The sequence below is a fragment of the Massilia sp. IC2-477 genome (assembly GCF_020707265.1).
Classification (GTDB): domain Bacteria; phylum Pseudomonadota; class Gammaproteobacteria; order Burkholderiales; family Burkholderiaceae_D; genus Telluria.
On the sequence record NZ_JAJFEQ010000015.1, the window covers coordinates 1 to 19,324 of the forward strand.

14 protein-coding genes, 1 tRNA gene and 1 pseudogene are annotated in these 19,324 nt (G+C 62.5%); 15 read left to right on the plus strand and 1 reads right to left on the minus strand.

All coding sequences use genetic code 11. From position 1 onward, the window contains the following. The 11 genes and pseudogenes from LK542_RS22625 to LK542_RS22675 form a co-directional block, all read left to right on the plus strand. Positions 1–126 (plus strand): annotated as a pseudogene (locus LK542_RS22625) (elongation factor Tu); the annotation flags it as partial. 100 nt (positions 127–226) lie between these two features. After that, positions 227–302: transfer RNA gene (locus tag LK542_RS22630), tRNA-Trp, on the plus strand. Between the two features lie 36 nt (positions 303–338). Continuing rightward, entirely contained in the window at positions 339–728 is a 390-nt protein-coding gene (gene secE, locus LK542_RS22635) for a preprotein translocase subunit SecE (RefSeq protein WP_227803309.1), read from the plus strand. Beyond that, positions 728–1,342, plus strand: a complete 615-nt coding sequence (gene nusG, locus LK542_RS22640; protein ID WP_227803310.1) for a transcription termination/antitermination protein NusG — start codon at positions 728–730, stop codon at positions 1,340–1,342. Before secE ends, nusG begins: the two co-directional genes overlap by 1 nt. A 110-nt stretch (positions 1,343–1,452) precedes the next feature. Further along, entirely contained in the window at positions 1,453–1,884 is a 432-nt protein-coding gene (gene rplK, locus LK542_RS22645; protein WP_227813681.1) for a 50S ribosomal protein L11, read from the plus strand. Then, on the plus strand, positions 1,884–2,582 hold the full coding sequence (gene rplA, locus LK542_RS22650) for a 50S ribosomal protein L1 (protein WP_227813682.1): 699 nt from the start codon (positions 1,884–1,886) through the stop codon (positions 2,580–2,582). The genes rplK and rplA overlap by 1 nt, the downstream gene beginning before the upstream one ends. A 325-nt stretch (positions 2,583–2,907) precedes the next feature. Continuing rightward, positions 2,908–3,438 carry a 50S ribosomal protein L10 gene (gene rplJ / locus LK542_RS22655; RefSeq protein ID WP_227813683.1) on the plus strand — a complete coding sequence of 177 codons (531 nt, stop codon included), beginning with the start codon at positions 2,908–2,910 and terminating at the stop codon, positions 3,436–3,438. Between the two features lie 63 nt (positions 3,439–3,501). Next, positions 3,502–3,879, plus strand: a complete 378-nt coding sequence (gene rplL / locus LK542_RS22660; RefSeq protein ID WP_227813684.1) for a 50S ribosomal protein L7/L12 — start codon at positions 3,502–3,504, stop codon at positions 3,877–3,879. A 294-nt stretch (positions 3,880–4,173) separates the two neighbouring features. Next, a complete protein-coding gene (gene rpoB / locus LK542_RS22665; protein ID WP_227813685.1) occupies positions 4,174–8,283 on the plus strand; it encodes a DNA-directed RNA polymerase subunit beta in 4,110 nt (1,369 codons plus the stop codon). Between the two features lie 227 nt (positions 8,284–8,510). Continuing rightward, positions 8,511–12,761 carry a DNA-directed RNA polymerase subunit beta' gene (gene rpoC, locus LK542_RS22670; protein WP_227813686.1) on the plus strand — a complete coding sequence of 1,417 codons (4,251 nt, stop codon included), beginning with the start codon at positions 8,511–8,513 and terminating at the stop codon, positions 12,759–12,761. 116 nt (positions 12,762–12,877) lie between these two features. Then, positions 12,878–13,552 (plus strand): phytanoyl-CoA dioxygenase family protein, encoded by a 675-nt coding sequence (locus LK542_RS22675; RefSeq protein WP_227813687.1) that lies wholly within the window; start codon positions 12,878–12,880, stop codon positions 13,550–13,552. A 17-nt stretch (positions 13,553–13,569) separates the two neighbouring features. Here the strand turns inward: LK542_RS22675 and LK542_RS22680 are convergent, their stop codons facing one another. Then, positions 13,570–13,941, minus strand: coding sequence for a hypothetical protein (locus tag LK542_RS22680; protein ID WP_227813688.1), 372 nt, complete (start codon positions 13,939–13,941; stop codon positions 13,570–13,572). A gap of 247 nt (positions 13,942–14,188) precedes the next feature. Here LK542_RS22680 and LK542_RS22685 point away from each other — a divergent pair, with 247 nt between their 5' ends. From LK542_RS22685 to sodC, 4 genes are all read left to right on the plus strand, one after another. Further along, positions 14,189–16,948 (plus strand): GAF domain-containing protein, encoded by a 2,760-nt coding sequence (locus LK542_RS22685; RefSeq protein WP_227813689.1) that lies wholly within the window; start codon positions 14,189–14,191, stop codon positions 16,946–16,948. 65 nt (positions 16,949–17,013) lie between these two features. Then, on the plus strand, positions 17,014–18,015 hold the full coding sequence (locus LK542_RS22690) for a hypothetical protein (protein WP_227813690.1): 1,002 nt from the start codon (positions 17,014–17,016) through the stop codon (positions 18,013–18,015). Between the two features lie 82 nt (positions 18,016–18,097). After that, the gene (locus tag LK542_RS22695) at positions 18,098–18,697 is read left to right on the plus strand and encodes a PEP-CTERM sorting domain-containing protein (protein WP_227813691.1); all 600 of its coding nucleotides are present in this window, start codon (positions 18,098–18,100) and stop codon (positions 18,695–18,697) included. Positions 18,698–18,800: 103 nt separating this feature from the next. Then, positions 18,801–19,322, plus strand: a complete 522-nt coding sequence (sodC, locus tag LK542_RS22700; RefSeq protein ID WP_227813692.1) for a superoxide dismutase family protein — start codon at positions 18,801–18,803, stop codon at positions 19,320–19,322. The last annotated feature ends 2 nt before the right edge of the window (positions 19,323–19,324 follow it).

Below are 19,324 nucleotides of genomic sequence, written 5' to 3' on the forward strand. Positions count from 1 at the left end.
GGCGACAACGTGTCGATCACCGTCAAGCTGATCGCTCCGATCGCGATGGAAGAAGGTCTGCGCTTCGCAATCCGCGAAGGCGGCCGTACCGTCGGCGCCGGCGTGGTTGCCAAGATCATCGCCTAATAGGTGATGCGCGAGGGAAGCGTCACAACGCTTCCCTCCAACAGCATTGCCTGGCACGCGCGTGCCATGTATAATGCTGGATTCAGCGAGAAGTTTTCGTAGGGGTGTAGCTCAATTGGCAGAGCGTCGGTCTCCAAAACCGAAGGTCGCGGGTTCGATTCCCTCCGCCCCTGCCACCGAATTCTGGTGCGCAAGCATCGAAAGAAAAGAAGATGTCCAATCAATCCGTGCAAACTGTCAGCACCTCGAATGACAAGTTCAAGGTCGCCCTGGCGGTAGTTGCCACGATTGCAGGCGTTGTCGGGTTCTTTTACCTGAAAGGCCAGAACAAACCAGCCTTGGTCGCCGCCGGCGCCCTCGTGGCTGGTTTAGTTTTTGCTGTCCTGCTTTTGTGGACTTCCACCACTGGTCGTGATTTCCTGAACTTCGCCAAGGAGTCGGTGCGCGAGACCAAGAAAGTTGTGTGGCCTACCCGCCGCGAAGCCACCCAGATCACCGGCATCGTGTTTGCCTTCGTGGTCGTGACGGCGATTTTCCTGTGGGGCACGGATAAGGTGTTGGAGTTCGTATTGTACGACCTGGTCCTGGGATGGAAAAACTGATGAGCGAAAACGTGCAAGACAATGCGCCGGGCCAAGACCCGGCGCAAGACGCTGGTGCGGCTCCCGTGAGTGTCCCGGTCAACAACAAGCGCTGGTACGTCGTCCACGTCTACTCCGGCATGGAAAAGAGCGTCATGCGCGCCCTGACCGAGCGCATCGAGCGCGCCGGCATGCAGCAGCAGTTCGGCCAGATCCTGGTTCCGACCGAGGAAGTCGTCGAAATGCGCAACGGCACCAAGGCCGTCTCCGAGCGTCGTTTCTTCCCGGGCTATGTCCTGGTTGAGATGGAAATGACGGACGAGACCTGGCACCTGGTCAAGAACACCAGCAAGGTCACCGGTTTCATCGGTGGCAAGTCGAACAAGCCGACGCCAATCCCGGCGCGCGAGATCGACAAGATCATGCAGCAGGTCCAGGAAGGCGTCGAAAAGCCGCGTCCGAAAGTCCTGTACGAAGTGGGCGAGCAGGTCCGCATCAAGGAAGGCCCGTTCACCGACTTCAACGGCAATGTCGAAGAAGTCAACTACGAAAAATCGAAGGTGCGTGTCTCTGTCACCATCTTCGGCCGCGCAACTCCGGTGGAACTGGAGTTCGGGCAGGTAGAGAAAGTCTAAAACGCCGAATCGGAGCGTCGCAGCAGCAAGGCGGAATCCGGTAAGAGGAGCCCCGCCGAAGAGTAGTAGCGGTGGGGCGCTACTACTCAATGCCAACTTAGGAGCCAGACATGGCAAAGAAGATTATTGGCTTTATCAAGCTGCAAGTCGCAGCCGGTAAGGCAAACCCCTCCCCACCGATCGGCCCGGCACTGGGCCAGCGCGGTCTGAACATCATGGAATTCTGCAAGGCGTTCAACGCCCAGACCCAAGGCTTCGAGCCGGGCATGCCGATTCCGGTCGTGATCACCGCCTTCGCGGACAAGTCCTTCACCTTCGTGATGAAGACCCCGCCGGCAACCTACCTGATCAAGAAAGCCGCTGGCATCGCCAAGGGTTCGCCGAAGCCACATACCGACAAGGTTGGCACGCTGACCCGTGCACAGGCTGAAGAAATCGCAAAAACCAAGCAGCCGGACCTGACCGCCGCCGACATGGACGCCGCAGTGCGTATCATCGCTGGCTCGGCACGTTCGATGGGCATCACGGTGGAGGGTGTGTAATGGCTAAGCTGTCCAAGCGCGTTAAAGCAATGAAAGATAAAGTGGACCGCAACAAGGTCTACGCGTTCGACAACGCTGTGTCGATCGTCAAGGAATTCGCCACCGCCAAGTTCAACGAGTCGATCGACGTGTCGATCCAGCTCGGCGTGGATCCGAAGAAGTCGGACCAGGTCGTCCGCGGTTCGGTCGTCCTGCCAGCAGGCACCGGCAAGACCGTGCGCGTCGCTGTCTTCGCTTCGGGCGACAAGGCTGAAGCTGCCAAAGCAGCCGGCGCCGACATCGTCGGTATGGAAGACCTGGCAGAGCGCGTCAAGGCCGGCGACATGCCGTTCGACATCGTGATCGCTTCGCCGGACACCATGCGTATCGTTGGTACCCTGGGTCAGATCCTGGGCCCGCGCGGCCTGATGCCGAACCCGAAGGTCGGCACCGTGACCCCGGACGTGGCTGGCGCCGTCAAGAACGCCAAGGCTGGTCAGGTCCAGTACCGTACCGACAAGGCAGGTATCATCCACGCCACCATCGGCCGCAAGTCGTTCTCGGACGACCAGCTGAAGACCAACCTGGCAGCACTGCTGGACGCCCTGAACAAGGCCAAGCCGGCAACCTCGAAGGGCGTGTACCTGCGCAAGGTCGCCCTGTCGTCGACCATGGGCGCCGGCGTCCGCGTCGACCACGCTTCGATCGCTGCTGCTTAATCGATGACTGCGCGAAAGCGCGGTCGTCGTCCCGGCGAAGGCCGGGAACCAAGTTTCTCGTATTAAGTCCCTGCAGCTTCAACGCAGGGCGCATCTTTGGGCTGTCGGGGCAATTCACCGCTCCGGCAGGCAGTCAAAGACCGTTGGGCCGATGGCAGAGGTTGAGCCGGAGGTTAATAGACCACCCAACGCAGATGGTGTACCCGAACAAGTTTTGTAGTCCACGCTGCGTGAATGTATCCGCGTCAGATTGGCTTCTTAACTTCGGACGCCGTGTTCGAACCGATGCAGGCGCTGTTGCTTGCATCATTTAAGGAGATTGACCGTGGGTCTTAATCTGAATGACAAAAAGGTCGTCGTCGAAGAAGTGAGCGCGAAAGTAGCAACCGCGCAAACCATCGTCGTGGCTGAGTACCGTGGCATCCAGGTTGCTCACTTGACCAAGCTCCGTGCATCCGCACGTGCCCAGGGCGTGTACCTGCGTGTTCTGAAGAACACGCTGGCTCGTCGCTCTGTCGAAGGCACGCAGTTTGCCCCGCTGGCTGATTCCATGACCGGTCCGCTGATCTATTCGATCTCGGACGACGCCGTTGCAGCAGCGAAAGTCATCAATGACTTCGCCAAAACCAACGACAAGCTGGTCGTGAAAGCCGGTAACTACGCAGGTAAGCAGCTCGATGTAGCTGGCGTTACCGCGTTGGCAAGCATCCCGTCCCGTGAAGTCCTCATCTCGCAGCTGTTGGGCGTCATGCTGGCACCGGTTTCGGGCTTTGCACGTGGTCTGGCTGCCCTGGCAGCGAAAAAAGGCGAAGGTTCCGCAGCTGCTCCAGCAGCCGAAGAAACCGCCGCAGCTTAATAGCCGCGCCTTTTTTCTCAAGTACCAACCTGAACTACACACACAACATATTTGGAGTTTCAAATGGCAATTAGCAAAGACGATATCCTGAACGCAGTGAGCGAAATGTCCGTCATGGACCTGAACGACCTGGTGAAGGCATTCGAAGAGAAGTTCGGCGTGTCGGCAGCTGCAATGGCAGCACCGGCAGCTGGCGGCGCCGCTGGCGGCGCAGCTGCTGCTGAAGAGCAGACCGAGTTCAACGTCGTGCTGACCGAAGTCGGCGCGAACAAGGTCGGCGTCATCAAGGCCGTCCGTGAAATCACCGGCCTGGGTCTGAAGGAAGCCAAAGACGTCGTCGACGGCGCACCGAAGACCGTGAAAGAAGCTCTGCCGAAAGCTGAAGCTGAAGCCGCTAAGAAGAAGCTGGAAGAAGCTGGCGCCAAGGCCGATCTGAAGTAATGCATTTGCAATGGGCACTCCAGGGTGCCCAGCGCGGGAGTCAAAGCTTGCAAACCTGCCGAAAGGGAGGGGATGCGGCTTTGGCTCTTTTGTCGTCCCTGAAACAAACGTTTGCGTCAGGTGCCGATAAGCAACAAAAGTAGTCTCAGCAGCAGAAGTCGGAAATATCGTAACACAGCAGTACGGCTGTCTTAATCACCTGACGGGAAAGCAGAGGCTTCAGGCCTTGCGTGTGGTGCGACCACCACTGGCAATTCCTGAATTCTCATCCTTTCTGTCACTCACGGAGTGTCCATGCACTACTCATTTACTGAGAAGAAGCGCATTCGCAAGTCGTTCGCGAAGCGCGCCAACGTTCACAACGTTCCCTATCTTCTGGCTACCCAGCTCGAATCCTACGAGAATTTCCTGCAAGCGGACGCCGTTCCCTCCGTGCGCAAGAATGAAGGCCTGCAGTCCGCCTTCACCTCCATCTTCCCGATCGTGTCGCACAATGGTTTTGCGCGCCTCGAATTCCTGTCCTATGTGCTGGGCGACCCTGCGTTTGACGTGAAAGAGTGCCAGCAGCGTGGCCTTACCTTCGCGTCGCCGCTGCGCGCCAAGGTGCGTCTGGTGATCCTGGACAAGGAATCGCCGACCAAGCCGGTCGTGAAGGAAATGAAAGAGCAGGAAGTGTACATGGGCGAACTGCCGCTGATGACCACGAACGGTTCGTTCGTCATCAACGGTACCGAGCGCGTCATCGTCTCCCAGCTGCACCGCTCGCCGGGCGTGTTCTTCGAACACGACCGCGGCAAGACCCACTCGTCGGGCAAGCTGCTGTTCTCGGCACGTATCATTCCTTACCGCGGCTCGTGGCTGGACTTCGAGTTCGACCCGAAGGACATCCTGTTCTTCCGCGTCGACCGCCGCCGCAAGATGCCGGTGACGATCCTGCTGAAGGCCATCGGCATGACGCCGGAACAGATCCTGGCGAACTTCTTCGTCTTCGACAATTTCAATCTCCGCGATGAAGGCGGCGAGCTGGAGTTCGTGTCCGAACGCCTGCGCGGCGAAGTCGCGCGCTTCGACATCGTCGATCCGAAGTCGGGCAAGACCATTGTCACCAAGGACAAGCGCATCAACGCCAAGCACGTGCGCGACATCGAAGCCGCCGGCATCAAGTCGATCTCCGTGCCGGAAGACTACCTGCTGGGCCGCGTGCTGGCCAAGAACATCGTCGACCAGGATACCGGCGAAGTCATCGCCGTGGCCAACGACGAGCTGACCGAAGAGCTGCTGGGCAAGCTGCGCGACGCCAACGTCTCGGCGATCCAGACCCTGTACACCAACGACCTGGACCAGGGCGGCTACATCTCCCAGACCCTGCGCACCGACGACACCGCCGACCAGACCGCCGCTCGCGTGGCGATCTATCGCATGATGCGTCCTGGCGAACCGCCGACCGAAGAATCGGTCGAAGCGCTGTTCAACGGCCTGTTCTACAGCCCGGAACGCTACGACCTGTCGGCTGTCGGCCGCATGAAGTTCAACCGCCGTATCGGCCGTGACGAACTCGTGGGCGACATGACCCTGTCGAACGACGACATCCTGGCCGTGATCAAGATCCTGGTCGAGCTGCGCAATGGCCGCGGCGAAGTCGACGACATCGACCACCTGGGCAACCGCCGCGTGCGTTGCGTCGGCGAACTGGCTGAGAACCAGTTCCGTGCCGGCCTGGTGCGCGTGGAACGCGCCGTCAAGGAACGCCTCGGCCAGGCCGAAGCGGACAACCTGATGCCGCACGACCTGATCAACAGCAAGCCGATCTCGGCCGCGATCCGCGAATTCTTCGGTTCGTCGCAGCTGTCGCAGTTCATGGACCAGACCAACCCGCTGTCGGAAGTCACCCACAAGCGCCGCGTCTCGGCTCTTGGCCCGGGCGGTCTGACCCGCGAACGCGCAGGCTTCGAGGTGCGCGACGTGCACCCGACCCACTACGGCCGCGTGTGCCCGATCGAAACGCCTGAAGGCCCGAACATCGGCCTGATCAACTCGCTGGCACTGTATGCCCGCCTGAACGAATACGGCTTCCTGGAAACCCCGTACCGCAAGGTCGACGGTTCGAAGGTGACCGACAAGATCGAATACCTGTCGGCGATCGAAGAAGGCCGCTACATCATTGCGCAGGCAAACGCCGCGATCAATGAAGAAGGCCAGCTGGTCGACGAACTGGTGTCGGCGCGTGAAGCAGGCGAAACCATCCTGGTCTCGCCGGAACGCATCCAGTATATGGACGTGGCCCCGGGCCAGATCGTGTCGGTTGCAGCGTCGCTGATTCCGTTCCTCGAGCACGATGACGCGAACCGTGCACTGATGGGCGCCAACATGCAGCGCCAGGCCGTGCCTTGCCTGCGTCCGGAAAAAGCCGTCGTCGGTACCGGCATCGAGCGCACCGTGGCGGTCGACTCGGGCACCACCGTGCAGGCACTGCGTGGCGGTGTGGTCGACTACATCGATGCGGGCCGCGTGGTGATCCGCGTGAACGACGACGAGGCGCAAGCCGGCGAAGTCGGCGTGGACATCTACAACCTGATCAAGTACACCCGTTCGAACCAGAACACCAACATCAACCAGCGTCCGATCGTGCAAGTGGGCGATCGCGTGGTCCGCGGCGACGTGATCGCCGACGGCGCATCGACCGACCTGGGCGAACTGGCACTCGGCCAGAACATGCTGGTGGCGTTCATGCCGTGGAACGGCCTGAACTTCGAAGACTCGATCCTGATCTCGGAAAACGTGGTCAAGGACGACCGCTACACCTCGATCCACATCGAGGAACTGAGCGTGGTCGCCCGCGACACCAAGCTGGGTGCGGAAGAAATCACCCGCGACATCTCGAACCTGGCCGAGAACCAGCTGGCGCGCCTGGACGAATCGGGCATCGTGTACATCGGCGCCGAAGTGCAAGCCGGCGACGTGCTGGTCGGTAAGGTCACCCCGAAGGGCGAGACCCAGCTGACCCCGGAAGAGAAGCTGCTGCGCGCGATCTTCGGCGAAAAAGCCTCGGACGTGAAGGACACCTCGCTGCGCGTGCCGTCGGGCATGGTCGGCACCGTCATCGACGTGCAAGTGTTCACCCGCGAAGGCATCCAGCGCGACAAGCGCGCCCAGCAGATCATCGACGACGAGCTGAAGCGCTACCGCCTGGACCTGAACGACCAGATGCGTATCGTGGAAGGCGACGCCTTCCAGCGTCTGGAGCGCATGCTGATCGGTAAAGTGGTCAACGGCGGTCCGAAGAAGCTGGCGAAGGGTGCTGCGATCACTGCCGACTACCTGGCGGACCTGGACAAGTTCCACTGGTTCGACATCCGTCCGGCCGACGACGACACTGCGAACGCGCTGGAAGCGATCAAGGAATCGATCAACGAGAAGCGCCACCAGTTCGACCTGGCCTTCGAAGAGAAGCGCAAGAAGCTGACGCAGGGCGACGAGCTGCAGCCTGGCGTGCAGAAGATGGTCAAGGTCTACCTGGCCGTCAAGCGCCGCCTGCAGTCGGGCGACAAGATGGCAGGCCGCCACGGTAACAAGGGTGTGGTCTCGCGTATCGTGCCGGTGGAAGACATGCCGTTCATGGCGGACGGCCGTCCGGCCGACGTCGTGCTGAATCCGCTGGGCGTTCCGTCGCGTATGAACGTCGGTCAGATCCTGGAAACCCACCTCGGTTGGGCTGCCAAGGGCCTCGGCTGGCGCATCGGCGAAATGCTGGCGGCGCAGGCAAAGGCGGCAGAGCTGCGTATCTTCCTGGAAAAGATCTACAACGAAACCGGCCGCAAGGAAGACCTGGACAGCTTCAGCGATGAAGAAATCCTGAGCCTGGCGCACAACCTCAAGAGCGGCGTGCCGTTCGCGACCCCGGTGTTCGATGGCGCCCACGAACAGGATATCCGCCGCATGCTCGACCTGGCCTTCCCGGACGACATCGCTGCCAACCTGGGCATGACCCCGTCGAAGAACCAGGTCACGATGTTCGATGGCCGTACCGGCGAAGCATTCGAGCGCAAGGTCACCGTCGGCTTCATGCACATGCTGAAGCTGCACCACCTGGTCGACGACAAGATGCACGCCCGTTCGACCGGCCCGTACTCGCTGGTGACCCAGCAGCCGCTGGGTGGTAAAGCCCAGTTCGGTGGCCAGCGCTTCGGTGAGATGGAAGTGTGGGCACTGGAAGCCTACGGCGCGTCCTACGTGCTGCAGGAAATGCTGACCGTCAAGTCGGACGACGTGAATGGCCGTACCAAGGTGTACGAGAACCTGGTCAAGGGCGACCACGTGATCGACGCCGGCATGCCGGAATCGTTCAACGTGCTGGTGAAGGAAATCCGCTCGCTGGGTATCGATATCGATCTCGAGCGCAGCTAAGCAGGGCCGGCATGGCCGCCAGCCTTCGGGCTCGGCCTGCTGCCCTTGAATCGTCGCCCCGGCGCAGGCTGGGGCCTAAGCCCGGTGAGTTGACCGGCAAACTTGGATCCCGGCCTGCGCCGGGATGACGCTTTCAAGGGTAAGTGGGTTCAGCAAGCACCGGCGAAAATCGGTGAGAACTGGCGGTAGTAGTACTCAGTAAAGAATTCAATCACCTGGAGTGATACATGAAAGCACTGCTCGATCTATTCAAGCAAGTTCAAACGAACGAAAGCTTCGACGCCATCAAGATTGGCCTGGCGTCGCCCGAGAAAATCCGTTCGTGGTCCTACGGCGAAGTCAAGAAGCCGGAAACCATCAACTACCGCACCTTCAAGCCTGAGCGCGACGGCCTGTTCTGCGCCAAGATCTTTGGCCCGATCAAGGACTACGAATGCCTGTGCGGCAAGTACAAGCGCCTGAAGCACCGCGGCGTCATCTGCGAAAAGTGCGGCGTCGAAGTCACGCTCGCTAAAGTGCGCCGTGAGCGCATGGGCCACATCGAGCTGGCCTCGCCGACCGCCCACATCTGGTTCCTGAAATCGCTGCCGTCGCGTCTGGGCATGGTCCTGGACATGACCCTGCGCGATATCGAACGCGTGCTGTACTTCGAAGCATACGTCGTGACCGATCCGGGCATGACCCCGCTGAAGAAGTGCCAGATCATGTCGGAAGACGACTACGCCGCCAAGTACGAAGAGTACGGCGACGACTTCACCGCATTCATGGGCGCCGAAGGCATCCGTGAACTGCTGCGCTCGATCGACATCCACCGCGATGCCGAAGCCCTGCGCGTCGAGCTGAAAGAGTCGAAATCCGAAGCCAAGATCAAGAAATACGCCAAGCGCCTGAAGGTGCTCGAGGCGTTCCAGCGCTCGGGCATCAAGCCTGAGTGGATGATCATGGAAGTGCTCCCGGTCCTGCCGCCGGAGCTGCGTCCGCTCGTCCCGCTGGATGGTGGCCGTTTCGCTACCTCCGACCTGAACGACCTGTATCGCCGCGTCATCAACCGTAACAACCGTCTGAAGCGCCTGATGGAACTGCGCGCTCCGGAAATCATTACGCGTAACGAAAAGCGCATGCTGCAGGAAGCAGTGGACTCGCTGCTGGACAACGGCCGTCGCGGCAAAGCGATGACCGGCGCCAACAAGCGTCCGCTGAAGTCGCTGGCTGAAATGATCAAGGGTAAGGGCGGCCGTTTCCGTCAGAACCTGCTGGGTAAACGCGTCGACTACTCGGGCCGTTCGGTCATCGTGGTCGGTCCGCAGCTGAAACTGCACCAGTGCGGCCTGCCGAAGCTGATGGCCCTGGAACTGTTCAAGCCCTTCATCTTCAACAAGCTGGAACTGATGGGTCTCGCGACCACCATCAAGGCTGCCAAGAAGCTGGTCGAAATCCAGGAACCGGTGGTCTGGGACATCCTGGAAGAAGTCATCAAAGAACACCCGGTCATGCTGAACCGTGCACCAACCCTGCACCGTCTCGGTATCCAGGCGTTCGAGCCGGTCCTGATCGAAGGTAAAGCGATCCAGCTGCACCCGCTGGTCTGCGCGGCGTTCAACGCCGACTTCGACGGTGACCAGATGGCAGTCCACGTGCCGCTGTCGATCGAAGCGCAGATGGAAGCGCGCACCCTGATGCTGGCGTCGAACAACATCCTGTTCCCGTCGAACGGCGAGCCGTCGATCGTCCCGTCGCAGGATATCGTGCTGGGTCTGTACTACGCGACCCGCGAAGCGATCAACGCCAAGGGCGAGGGCATGCTGTTCCCGGACGTGTCGGAAGTCATCCGCGCGTACGACAACAAGGAAGTCGAACTGGCGACCCGCATCACCGTGCGTATCGTCGAGAACCCGAAGGATCCGGCTACCGGCGAATTCGTGCAGACCCTGACCCGCTACGAGACCACCGTCGGCCGTGCGATCCTGTCCGAGATCCTGCCGAAAGGCCTGCCGTTCTCGGTGCTGAACCGCGCCCTGAAGAAGAAGGAAATCTCGAAGCTGATCAACACGTCGTTCCGCAAGTGCGGCCTGCGTGCGACCGTCGTCTTCGCGGACAAGCTGATGCAGTCGGGCTTCCGCCTGGCGACCCGCGCCGGCATCTCGATCGCCGTCGACGACATGCTGATCCCGGACGTCAAGAAGGGCATGATCGCAACCGCCGAAGCGGAAGTGAAGCAGATCGAGCAGCAGTACGCTTCGGGTCTGGTCACCGCCGGCGAGCGTTACAACAAGGTCGTCGACATCTGGGGCAAGACCTCGGACGAAGTCGGCAAGGCGATGATGGACCAGCTGAAAGTGGAACCGGTCACCAAGCGTGACGGCACCGAAGGCACCCAGGAATCGTTCAACGCGATTTACATGATGGCCGACTCGGGCGCCCGTGGTTCGGCAGCGCAGATCCGCCAGCTGGCTGGTATGCGAGGCCTGATGGCCAAGCCGGACGGTTCGATTATCGAAACGCCGATTACCGCGAACTTCCGCGAAGGCCTGAACGTTCTGCAGTACTTCATCTCGACCCACGGCGCTCGTAAAGGTCTGGCGGATACGGCACTGAAGACCGCGAACTCGGGTTACCTGACCCGCCGCCTGGTCGACGTGACCCAGGATCTGGTGGTCATCGAGGACGATTGCGGCACCACCAACGGCACGCACATGAAGGCGATGGTCGAAGGCGGTGAAGTCATCGAGCCGCTGCGCGACCGTATCCTCGGCCGCGTGACCGGTACCGACGTCGTGAATCCGGAAACCCAGGAAACCCTGTTCGAAGCCGGCACGCTGCTGGACGAAGACATGGTGGAAGAGATCGAACGCGTCGGCATCGACGAAGTGAAGGTCCGCACCCCGCTGAACTGCGACACCCGCTTCGGCCTGTGCGCCAAGTGCTACGGCCGCGACCTCGGCCGCGGCATGCTGGTCAACGCCGGCGAAGCAGTCGGTGTCGTGGCAGCACAGTCGATCGGTGAGCCGGGTACCCAGCTGACCATGCGTACCTTCCACATCGGTGGTGCGGCATCGCGTGCAGCAGTGGCATCGTCGGTCGAAGCCAAGTCGAACGGCACCGTGCGCTTCACCGCCACGATGCGTTACGTCACCAACGGCAAGGGCGCGCAGATCGTCATCTCGCGTTCGGGCGAAGTCCTGATCACCGACGACCACGGCCGTGAGCGCGAGCGCCACAAGGTGCCGTACGGCGCGACCCTGATCGTCAAGGATGGCATGGCTGTGAAGGCCGGTACCGCCCTGGCGACTTGGGATCCGCTGACCCGTCCGATCATTACCGAGTACGCAGGTACCATCAAGTTCGAAAACGTGGAAGAGGGCGTCACCGTCGCTCGCCAGGTGGACGAAGTGACTGGCCTGTCGACCCTGGTCGCGATCGATCCGAAGCGCCGCGGTTCGGGCAAGGTCCTGCGTCCGCAGGTCAAGCTGCTGAACGAAGAAGGCCAGGAAGTGAAGATCGCCGGCACCGAACACGCCGTGACGATCGGCTTCCAGGTCGGCGCGCTGATCATGGTGAAGGACGGTCAGCAAGTCTCGGTGGGTGAAGTGCTGGCACGTATCCCGACCGAATCGCAGAAGACCCGTGACATTACCGGTGGTCTGCCGCGCGTTGCCGAACTGTTCGAAGCACGTTCGCCGAAAGACGCGGGCATGCTGGCGGAAGTCACCGGTACCGTGGCATTCGGTAAGGAGACCAAGGGTAAGCAGCGTCTGGAAATTACCGACATGGACGGCAACAAGCACGAGTTCCTGATCACCAAGGACAAGCAAGTGCTGGTGCACGACGGCCAGGTGGTGAACAAGGGCGAGATGATCGTCGACGGTCCGGCCGATCCGCAGGATATCCTGCGCCTGCTGGGTATCGAAGCGCTGGCCCGCTACATCGTGGACGAAGTGCAGGACGTGTACCGTCTGCAGGGTGTGAAGATCAACGACAAGCACATCGAGGTGATCGTTCGCCAGATGCTGCGTCGTGTGCAGATCACCGATGCCGGCGACACCGACTACATCGTCGGCGAGCAGGTGGAGCGTTCGGAGCTGCTGGAAGAGAACGACAAGGTCAACGCCGTCGGCAAGCTGCCGGCGCAGTACGAAAACGTGCTGCTTGGTATTACCAAGGCATCGCTGTCGACCGACTCGTTCATCTCGGCCGCATCGTTCCAGGAAACCACCCGCGTCCTCACCGAAGCGGCGATCATGGGCAAGCGCGACGGTCTGCGCGGCCTGAAGGAAAACGTCATCGTCGGCCGCCTGATCCCTGGCGGTACCGGCCTGGCATTCCACCGCGCCCGCAAGGAAAAGGAAGTGTGGGAGGCGGAAGAGCGCCAGGCACTGCTGCAGCAGGAGAAGGCCAACATGGCCGCCGAGCTGCAGGCGATGGAAGACCAGCAGCAGGCTGCGGCTTCGGTCGAGCAGCATCATGGTGATGGCGAGTGATCGTCTGAGCTAGTAAGCTGAATTGAAGACGGCACCCTGAGGGGTGCCGTTTTTTTTGCCTCGCAATCATCGAGCGATCGCGTACCATTGGCATCACCGCCAACCACAGTCATGCCATGGTGAGAGAACAGTTCGATGCCGACGGATTCGCCAGCGTTCCATGCGTCCTATCCACGGACGAATGCAACGACATTGAGGCCTTGACCGGCACACTCGACCCCGATGCCGCCGGCACCCGCTGCCTGCTGGCCGAGGAATGGTGCCGTACGCTAGCCGGGCGTCTGCGCCGGCATCCCGGCCTTGCAGACGTCGTCCCGGGTAACTTTGTCGCCGTCCAATGCACGTATTTCGAGAAGTCTATCGAGCGTAACTGGCTGGTACCCATCCACCAGGATCTGAGCATTCCGGTCGCCGCCCGCGTCGAGCATCCGGCCCTGCGCGGCTGGTCGGAAAAGGAGGGCGGCATATTCGTCCAGCCGCCGGCCACGTTGTTGGAGCAGCTGGTTGCCCTGCGCGTTCACCTCGACCCGTGTTCGAACGATGACGGCCCACTTCAGTTCATACCGGGTTCCCATCGACATGGTCGACTATCGGCGGAGGAGGCGGTGACCCGTCGTCAGGCAGGGCCGCTTGTCAGCTGTGAGATGGGGCAGGGAGACGTCCTCGCGATGCGCCCCCTGGTGCTGCATGCGTCACCCAAAGCGCAGGGAAGCAGCCGGCGCCGCATCCTGCATTTTGTATTCGGCCCGCCTGAACTGCCGTACGGGATATCCTGGCAACACGCCGCCTGACACGGCGGTGGCGCCGGTTACCCAGACTGCTTTGCCGACGTCGCCTGCTCGGCAGCAGGGGCGACTACCGGAGCGCAGGCCCTGGTACAGCGCATGTAAGTGGCATCGCAGGCATCTGTCCGCTCACGGTTGCGCCGCTGCGCCGCAAGACGCTCTGTCGCACGCCCAGACTCCGACGGAAGCTGTCCTGCACGCTCCGCGGTCTGCGCAAACGGATTCTTTTCTTCCGGCGTCGGCAACTTGTCGAGTTCGGTGAGCTTGCGCGCCCGCACCGTGCACTGCTCCTTTTCTGAGGTGCACACCGATTTGCAGACGGACGGCTCGTCGGCATGCGCCAGAGGCGTCGCCATCAGGCCGAAGAGGACGAGGAAGAGGGCAGAACGGTTCACGACGACTCCTTTGCTGGCAACATGCCGCAGAAAATACGTGCAGCTCACGAATCCATTCTAGAGCGACTCCCCGACATTCACGGACATTCCGTCGCGCCCAGCCGCAATTTATCCATCATGGGTAATGTCACACTTTCCCATCCAAATGTTGCATACTTAACTCATCCGTACGCCCATCCGTGGTAATGACTGCTATGATGCGCTGCTGAGTTAGCGATCTATCCACATTTCTTGCCCACCGAGCACTATGCCTTGGCCCTTTGACACGACGCCGGACGCCGCCAGCGCATCCACTACCATGTCGGAAATGGAGCGCCAGATGCGCGCCTTCCCTTGGGAGACCACGGCCGTCGGTCCGGTGGCAACTTGGCCGCAAAGCCTGAAAAGCGCCGTGCGCACCGTGCTCGACCTGCGCCTGCCGGCCTATCTCGCCTGGGGCGACGCCTACGTCCAGTTCTTCAACGACGCCTACATCCCCATCCTCGGCGACAAGAAGGACAACGCCCTCGGTAACGATTCGCGCGTCACATGGTCCGAGATCTGGCCCACCATCGGCCCCATGTGGCAACAGGTGCGCCAGGGCGAGGCGCTCGGCTCGGAAGGGCTGCCGCTGACGATCAACCGCTACGGCTACTACGAGACCTGCTACTTCAGCTATTCGTACAGCCCGATCTACGGCGACACCGGCAAGGTCGAGGGCGTGCTGGTCACCTTTGCCGACATCACCAAGGCCGTGCTGGGCGAGCGCCGTCGCGCTTACCAGATCAAACTGGCCGATACCCTGCGCCGCGAAACCGAATTCGGCCCGATGCTGAAGGCCACCATTCGCCTCACCAGCGAATACTTCGCCAACTCGAACGTCGCCTACGTCGAACTCGACGAGGACAAGCGCACCTTCACCGTCAAGGAAGAGTGGAAGGACGGCGTCGAAACCGGCGGCGCCCAGGGCACGCTGCCGGTCGACATGCTCTCGCCAAGCCAGCTCGACGCACTGCGCGCCGGCACCACGATCTGCATCGACGACGTCTCGACCGATCCCGAATGCGCGGCCGTGGCCAAGCCCTGCATCATGCTCGGCATCCATTCGGTGGTGGTGATTCCGCTGAAGGACGGCGACCGCCTGCACGGCGCCGGCTTCCTGTACAAGGATCATCCGTACCGCTGGACCGACGACGAACGCACCCTGGCCGAAGACCTGGCGCGCCGCACCTGGGAAGCGCTGCGTCGCATCCGCGCCGAGGAGGCGCTGCGCGAAGAGACGCGCATGCTCGAGCTGATGAACCGCGCCGGCAGCGTGCTCGCCTCCACGCTCGACATCGACACCCTGCTGCAGGCCGTGACCGACGCCGCCACCGAACTGACCGGCGCCGAATTCGGCTCCTTCTTCTACAACGGCAAGGACGCGAATGGCGACGCCTACCTGCTCTACACCTTGAGTGGCGCCCCGCGCGAAGCCTTCGAAAAGCTGGGCCACCCGCGCCCCACGGCCGTCTTCGCACCTACCTTCGAAGGCGGGCCGCCGGTCCGCAGCGACGACATCACCAAGGACCCGCGCTACGGCCGCATGGGCCCGCACCATGGCATGCCGAAAGGGCATCTGCCGGTGCGCAGCTACCTGGCGGCGTCGGTCTCGTCGCGCTCGGGCGAAGTGCTGGGTGGGCTGTTCTTCGGCCACTCGCAGCCGAAGATGTTCGACGAGCGCACCGAGGGGCTGATCTCCGGCTTCGTGTCGCAGGCCGCGGTCGCGATCGACAACGCGCGCCTGTACGAGCTGGCGCAGCGCGCCGCCAAGGAACGCGAAGGCATCCTGGCCAGCGAACGCGCCGCGCGCGCCGAGGCCGAGCGCCACAGCAAGATGAAGGACGAGTTCCTCGCCATGCTCGCGCACGAACTGCGCAACCCGCTGGCGCCGATCACCAATGCGGCCCAGCTGCTCAAGATGCCGACCGTGGACGAGAACCTGCGCCTCAAGGCCGGCAACATCATCTCGCGCCAGGTGCGCCACATGACGGAACTGGTGGACGACCTGCTGGACGTCTCGCGCGTCACCCGCGGCCTGGTTAAGCTGGAAACCGAAACCCTGGAACTCACCTCTGTGCTGCGCTCGGCCGTCGAGCAGGCGCGCCCGCACATCGAGGCCAAGAACCACGCTTTGAGCGTGGAGATGCCCACGCGTCAGGTGGCGGTAGTGGGCGACCGCACGCGCCTGGTGCAGGTGCTGGTCAACCTGCTGAACAACGCCGCCAAGTACACGCCGGCCGGCGGCAAGATCATCCTGCGCCTGGAGGCAGGTCCTGAGCAGGCGCGCATGACCGTGATCGACAACGGCGCCGGCATGGACGCCAAGCTGCTGCCGCACGTGTTCGACCTGTTCACCCAGGCTGAACGGACTCCGGACCGCTCGCAGGGCGGCCTCGGGATTGGCCTGGCGCTGGTGAAGACCATCGTCCAGATGCATGGCGGCCAGGTGGAAGCGCACAGCGACGGTCCCAACCTGGGCGCCTCGGTCTCCGTGCTGCTGCCGCTGGCCACCGAGGCCGACGGCGCGGTGGCGCCGTCTCCGCTGCGCCGCAAATCGCCGGCCCGGCCGGTGGCGGCGTGCACCATCACCATCGTCGACGACAACGTCGATGCGGCCCAGTCGCTGGCGGTGCTGCTGCGCGAGCAGGGCCACACCGTCCACGTGTTCGACGGCGCCATGCGCACCCTGGCGTCCACCGAGATCGCGGGCACCCATGCCTTCATCCTCGACATCGGCCTGCCCGACATGACCGGCTACGAGCTGGCGCGGCGCCTCCGGCGCGAGCATCCGACGGCCAGCTTCATCGCGCTCACCGGCTACGGCCAGGCGCGCGACCGCGATTTGTCGAAGCAGGCGGGCTTCGATCACCACCTGGTCAAGCCGGTGGAATTCCGGGCGCTGGTCGACATCCTGGCCCAGCTGCCGCAGTGTCATCCGAGTTCAACGCCCACCGCACAGGAACCAGATATTGCAGGCGTAAGTTGATTCCAGGTTGACTTTGTTGCTGGAACTCAGCACTATTGTTAAATCCCTGACATCTGTATTCTGCTGTGTCCCGTAAAAAGAACAGTCGCCAGTGGGCCCGCCTGCGCATCCTGTGTTCCGGCGGCCTGCACCTGATGACCCTCATTCCCGATGCGCTGGAGCTGGTGCGCGAGCTGATTCCGAACAGCGCGTCCCAGCTGTACCTGCTTGCGCAGCAGTCGCCCGAAGACGTGCAGGAGGCGAATGTGCTCGGCGTGCTGCCGCCGCCGAACGGCTACTTCTATGGCGACTCGGTGGACTTCGGCGTCCTGCCCGCCGAGGCGCGGGCGCGCGCGGCCCACGTGCTGGAGGCGCGCCTGGGGCCCGTATCGAACCCGCTCGGCACCCTGACGCTGCTGCGCGACAGCGGTCCGGCCTTCGACACGGACGACGAGGAAGACCTGGGCCGCGTCGCCAATTATTTCGACCACGCGCTGCGCAACGCAGTCGGTATCAACGGCGGCGCCGGCATCGGCCTGTCCGGCGTGATCGAGGACGAGGCCATGCTGCTGGCCACCACCAATGGCGACATCCTGTTCCTGAGCGATTCGGCCGGCGCGCTGCTCGACCAGCTGGCCTCGCAGGAGCAGCAGGTGTTCGACCGCCGTACGCTGCCGCCGTTCTGCCTGCGCCTGGTGGAATCGGTGGTCTACGGCGAGCGCTATCCCTGGCGCCTGCCGGCGGGAACCCTCGAACTGGCCGGCGGCGTGCTGGAAGCGCGCGCGCAGTGGATGAGCGCTGGCTCCTACGACGCCATCCACAGCCGCACCGTCGGCATCTTCCTGAAATTCGTGGTGCCCATGCCGCTGCGGATCTGGCGCGCGCTGGGCAGCGTCGAGCTGTCGCCGCAGCAGATGGAGGTGGCGTTCTGGATGGGTCTCGGAGGCGGCCGCGAAGCCGCGCGCAGCCGCATGGACGTCAGCGACGCCGTGCTGCGCGACTGCGTGAAGGCGGTCTACGAGAAGTTCGGCTGCACCTCGGAAGCGGGACTGCTGGCCATACTGCGTCCGGCCATCTCGCGCATGTAAGCGCTTCCCCCACCGGAGGGGGTGGAATGCATGTGTTTCAATTTTTATCATGTTTGCCTGATCAAACATGAGAGAAACCGCCATGAAACTGCATTCCCTGATCGCTGCCGTGCTGCTGGCCGCAGCCGCCTCGGCCGGCGCCGTCCCGGTGCACCAGTACGCGAGCACCCTCAAGGGCTTCAGTTCCGAATACGTGCCGGATAACGCGAGCTGGAATGCCATCCAGGTGCTCGGCGCCCCGGACACCTTCCAGTACGGCGACCATGGCACCGCATGGGCGCCTGCCACCCAGAACAGTGGCCAGGAGTGGATTTCGGTCGGCTTCGATACCGCCGTCTATGCGAACGGCGCCACCATCCGCGAAACCTACCACAACGGCTTCGTCTACCAGATCGACGCCATCGACACCCTCGGCAACCTGCACAAGGTCTGGAGTGGCGTCGATACCAGCACTGCGAACGTGCCCTTCGACTTCAGCGTCGCATGGGCGACCACCCCCTACCTGATGAGTGGCCTGAAGGTCTACGTCAACACCAACCACAGCGCGAGCTGGGAAGAAATCGATGCGATCCGCCTGCTTGGTGACACCATTGCGCCGGCGGTTCCGGAACCGGGCTCGCTGGCGCTGATGGGCCTCGGTCTGGGGCTGGCGGGCTTCCTGCGCCGCCGCCGCGCCGCCTGAGAGAGATCGACCCGGCGGTTCTCCGGAACATCCCCCATCCAAGGGGATGGAATACACTTGCCGGGCTTCATATCATCTCAACCGGATCCCAAGGAGGATTGTCATGAACATTCGATGGATGTGCGCCGCCGTTCTTGGCCTGGGCTGCGCCGCTGCCAGTGCTGCCGACATGAAGGTCACCGTGAAGATGGCGACCGAGAAGGGAGAAGGGACGGACGTGGGCACCGTGACCATCAGCGAAACCAAGCATGGCCTCGTGTTCACCCCGGACCTCAGCAAGCTGCCGCCCGGCCTGCACGGCTTCCACGTGCATGAAAACGGCAGCTGCGGCCCGAACCAGAAGGACGGCAAGCCGGTACCCGCGGGCGCGGCCGGCGGCCACCTCGATCCCGCCAAGACCGGCAAGCACGGTCTGCCCTGGGGCGAGGGCCACCTCGGCGACCTGCCGGCGCTGACGGTCGACGACAAGGGCGCCGCCACCAATCCGGTGCTGGCGCCACGCCTGAAAATGGCGGACGTCAAGGGCAAGGCTTTGATGGTCCATGCCGGCGGCGACAACCACGCCGACCACCCGGCGCCACTAGGCGGCGGGGGCGGGCGCATCGCCTGCGGCGTCATCCAGTAGCC

Bases quoted from the DNA above. Each gene is read 5' to 3' on its own strand.
- LK542_RS22685 (WP_227813689.1), top strand. From the start codon at position 14,189: ATGCCTTGGCCCTTTGACACGACGCCGGACGCCGCCAGCGCATCCACT.
- rplK (WP_227813681.1), top strand. From the start codon at position 1,453: ATGGCAAAGAAGATTATTGGCTTTATCAAGCTGCAAGTCGCAGCCGGT.
- rplL (WP_227813684.1), top strand. From the start codon at position 3,502: ATGGCAATTAGCAAAGACGATATCCTGAACGCAGTGAGCGAAATGTCC.
- rplA (WP_227813682.1), top strand. From the start codon at position 1,884: ATGGCTAAGCTGTCCAAGCGCGTTAAAGCAATGAAAGATAAAGTGGAC.
- sodC (WP_227813692.1), top strand. From the start codon at position 18,801: ATGAACATTCGATGGATGTGCGCCGCCGTTCTTGGCCTGGGCTGCGCC.
- LK542_RS22695 (WP_227813691.1), top strand. From the start codon at position 18,098: ATGAAACTGCATTCCCTGATCGCTGCCGTGCTGCTGGCCGCAGCCGCC.
- nusG (WP_227803310.1), top strand. From the start codon at position 728: ATGAGCGAAAACGTGCAAGACAATGCGCCGGGCCAAGACCCGGCGCAA.
- secE (WP_227803309.1), top strand. From the start codon at position 339: ATGTCCAATCAATCCGTGCAAACTGTCAGCACCTCGAATGACAAGTTC.
- LK542_RS22675 (WP_227813687.1), top strand. From the start codon at position 12,878: ATGGTGAGAGAACAGTTCGATGCCGACGGATTCGCCAGCGTTCCATGC.
- rpoB (WP_227813685.1), top strand. From the start codon at position 4,174: ATGCACTACTCATTTACTGAGAAGAAGCGCATTCGCAAGTCGTTCGCG.
- rpoC (WP_227813686.1), top strand. From the start codon at position 8,511: ATGAAAGCACTGCTCGATCTATTCAAGCAAGTTCAAACGAACGAAAGC.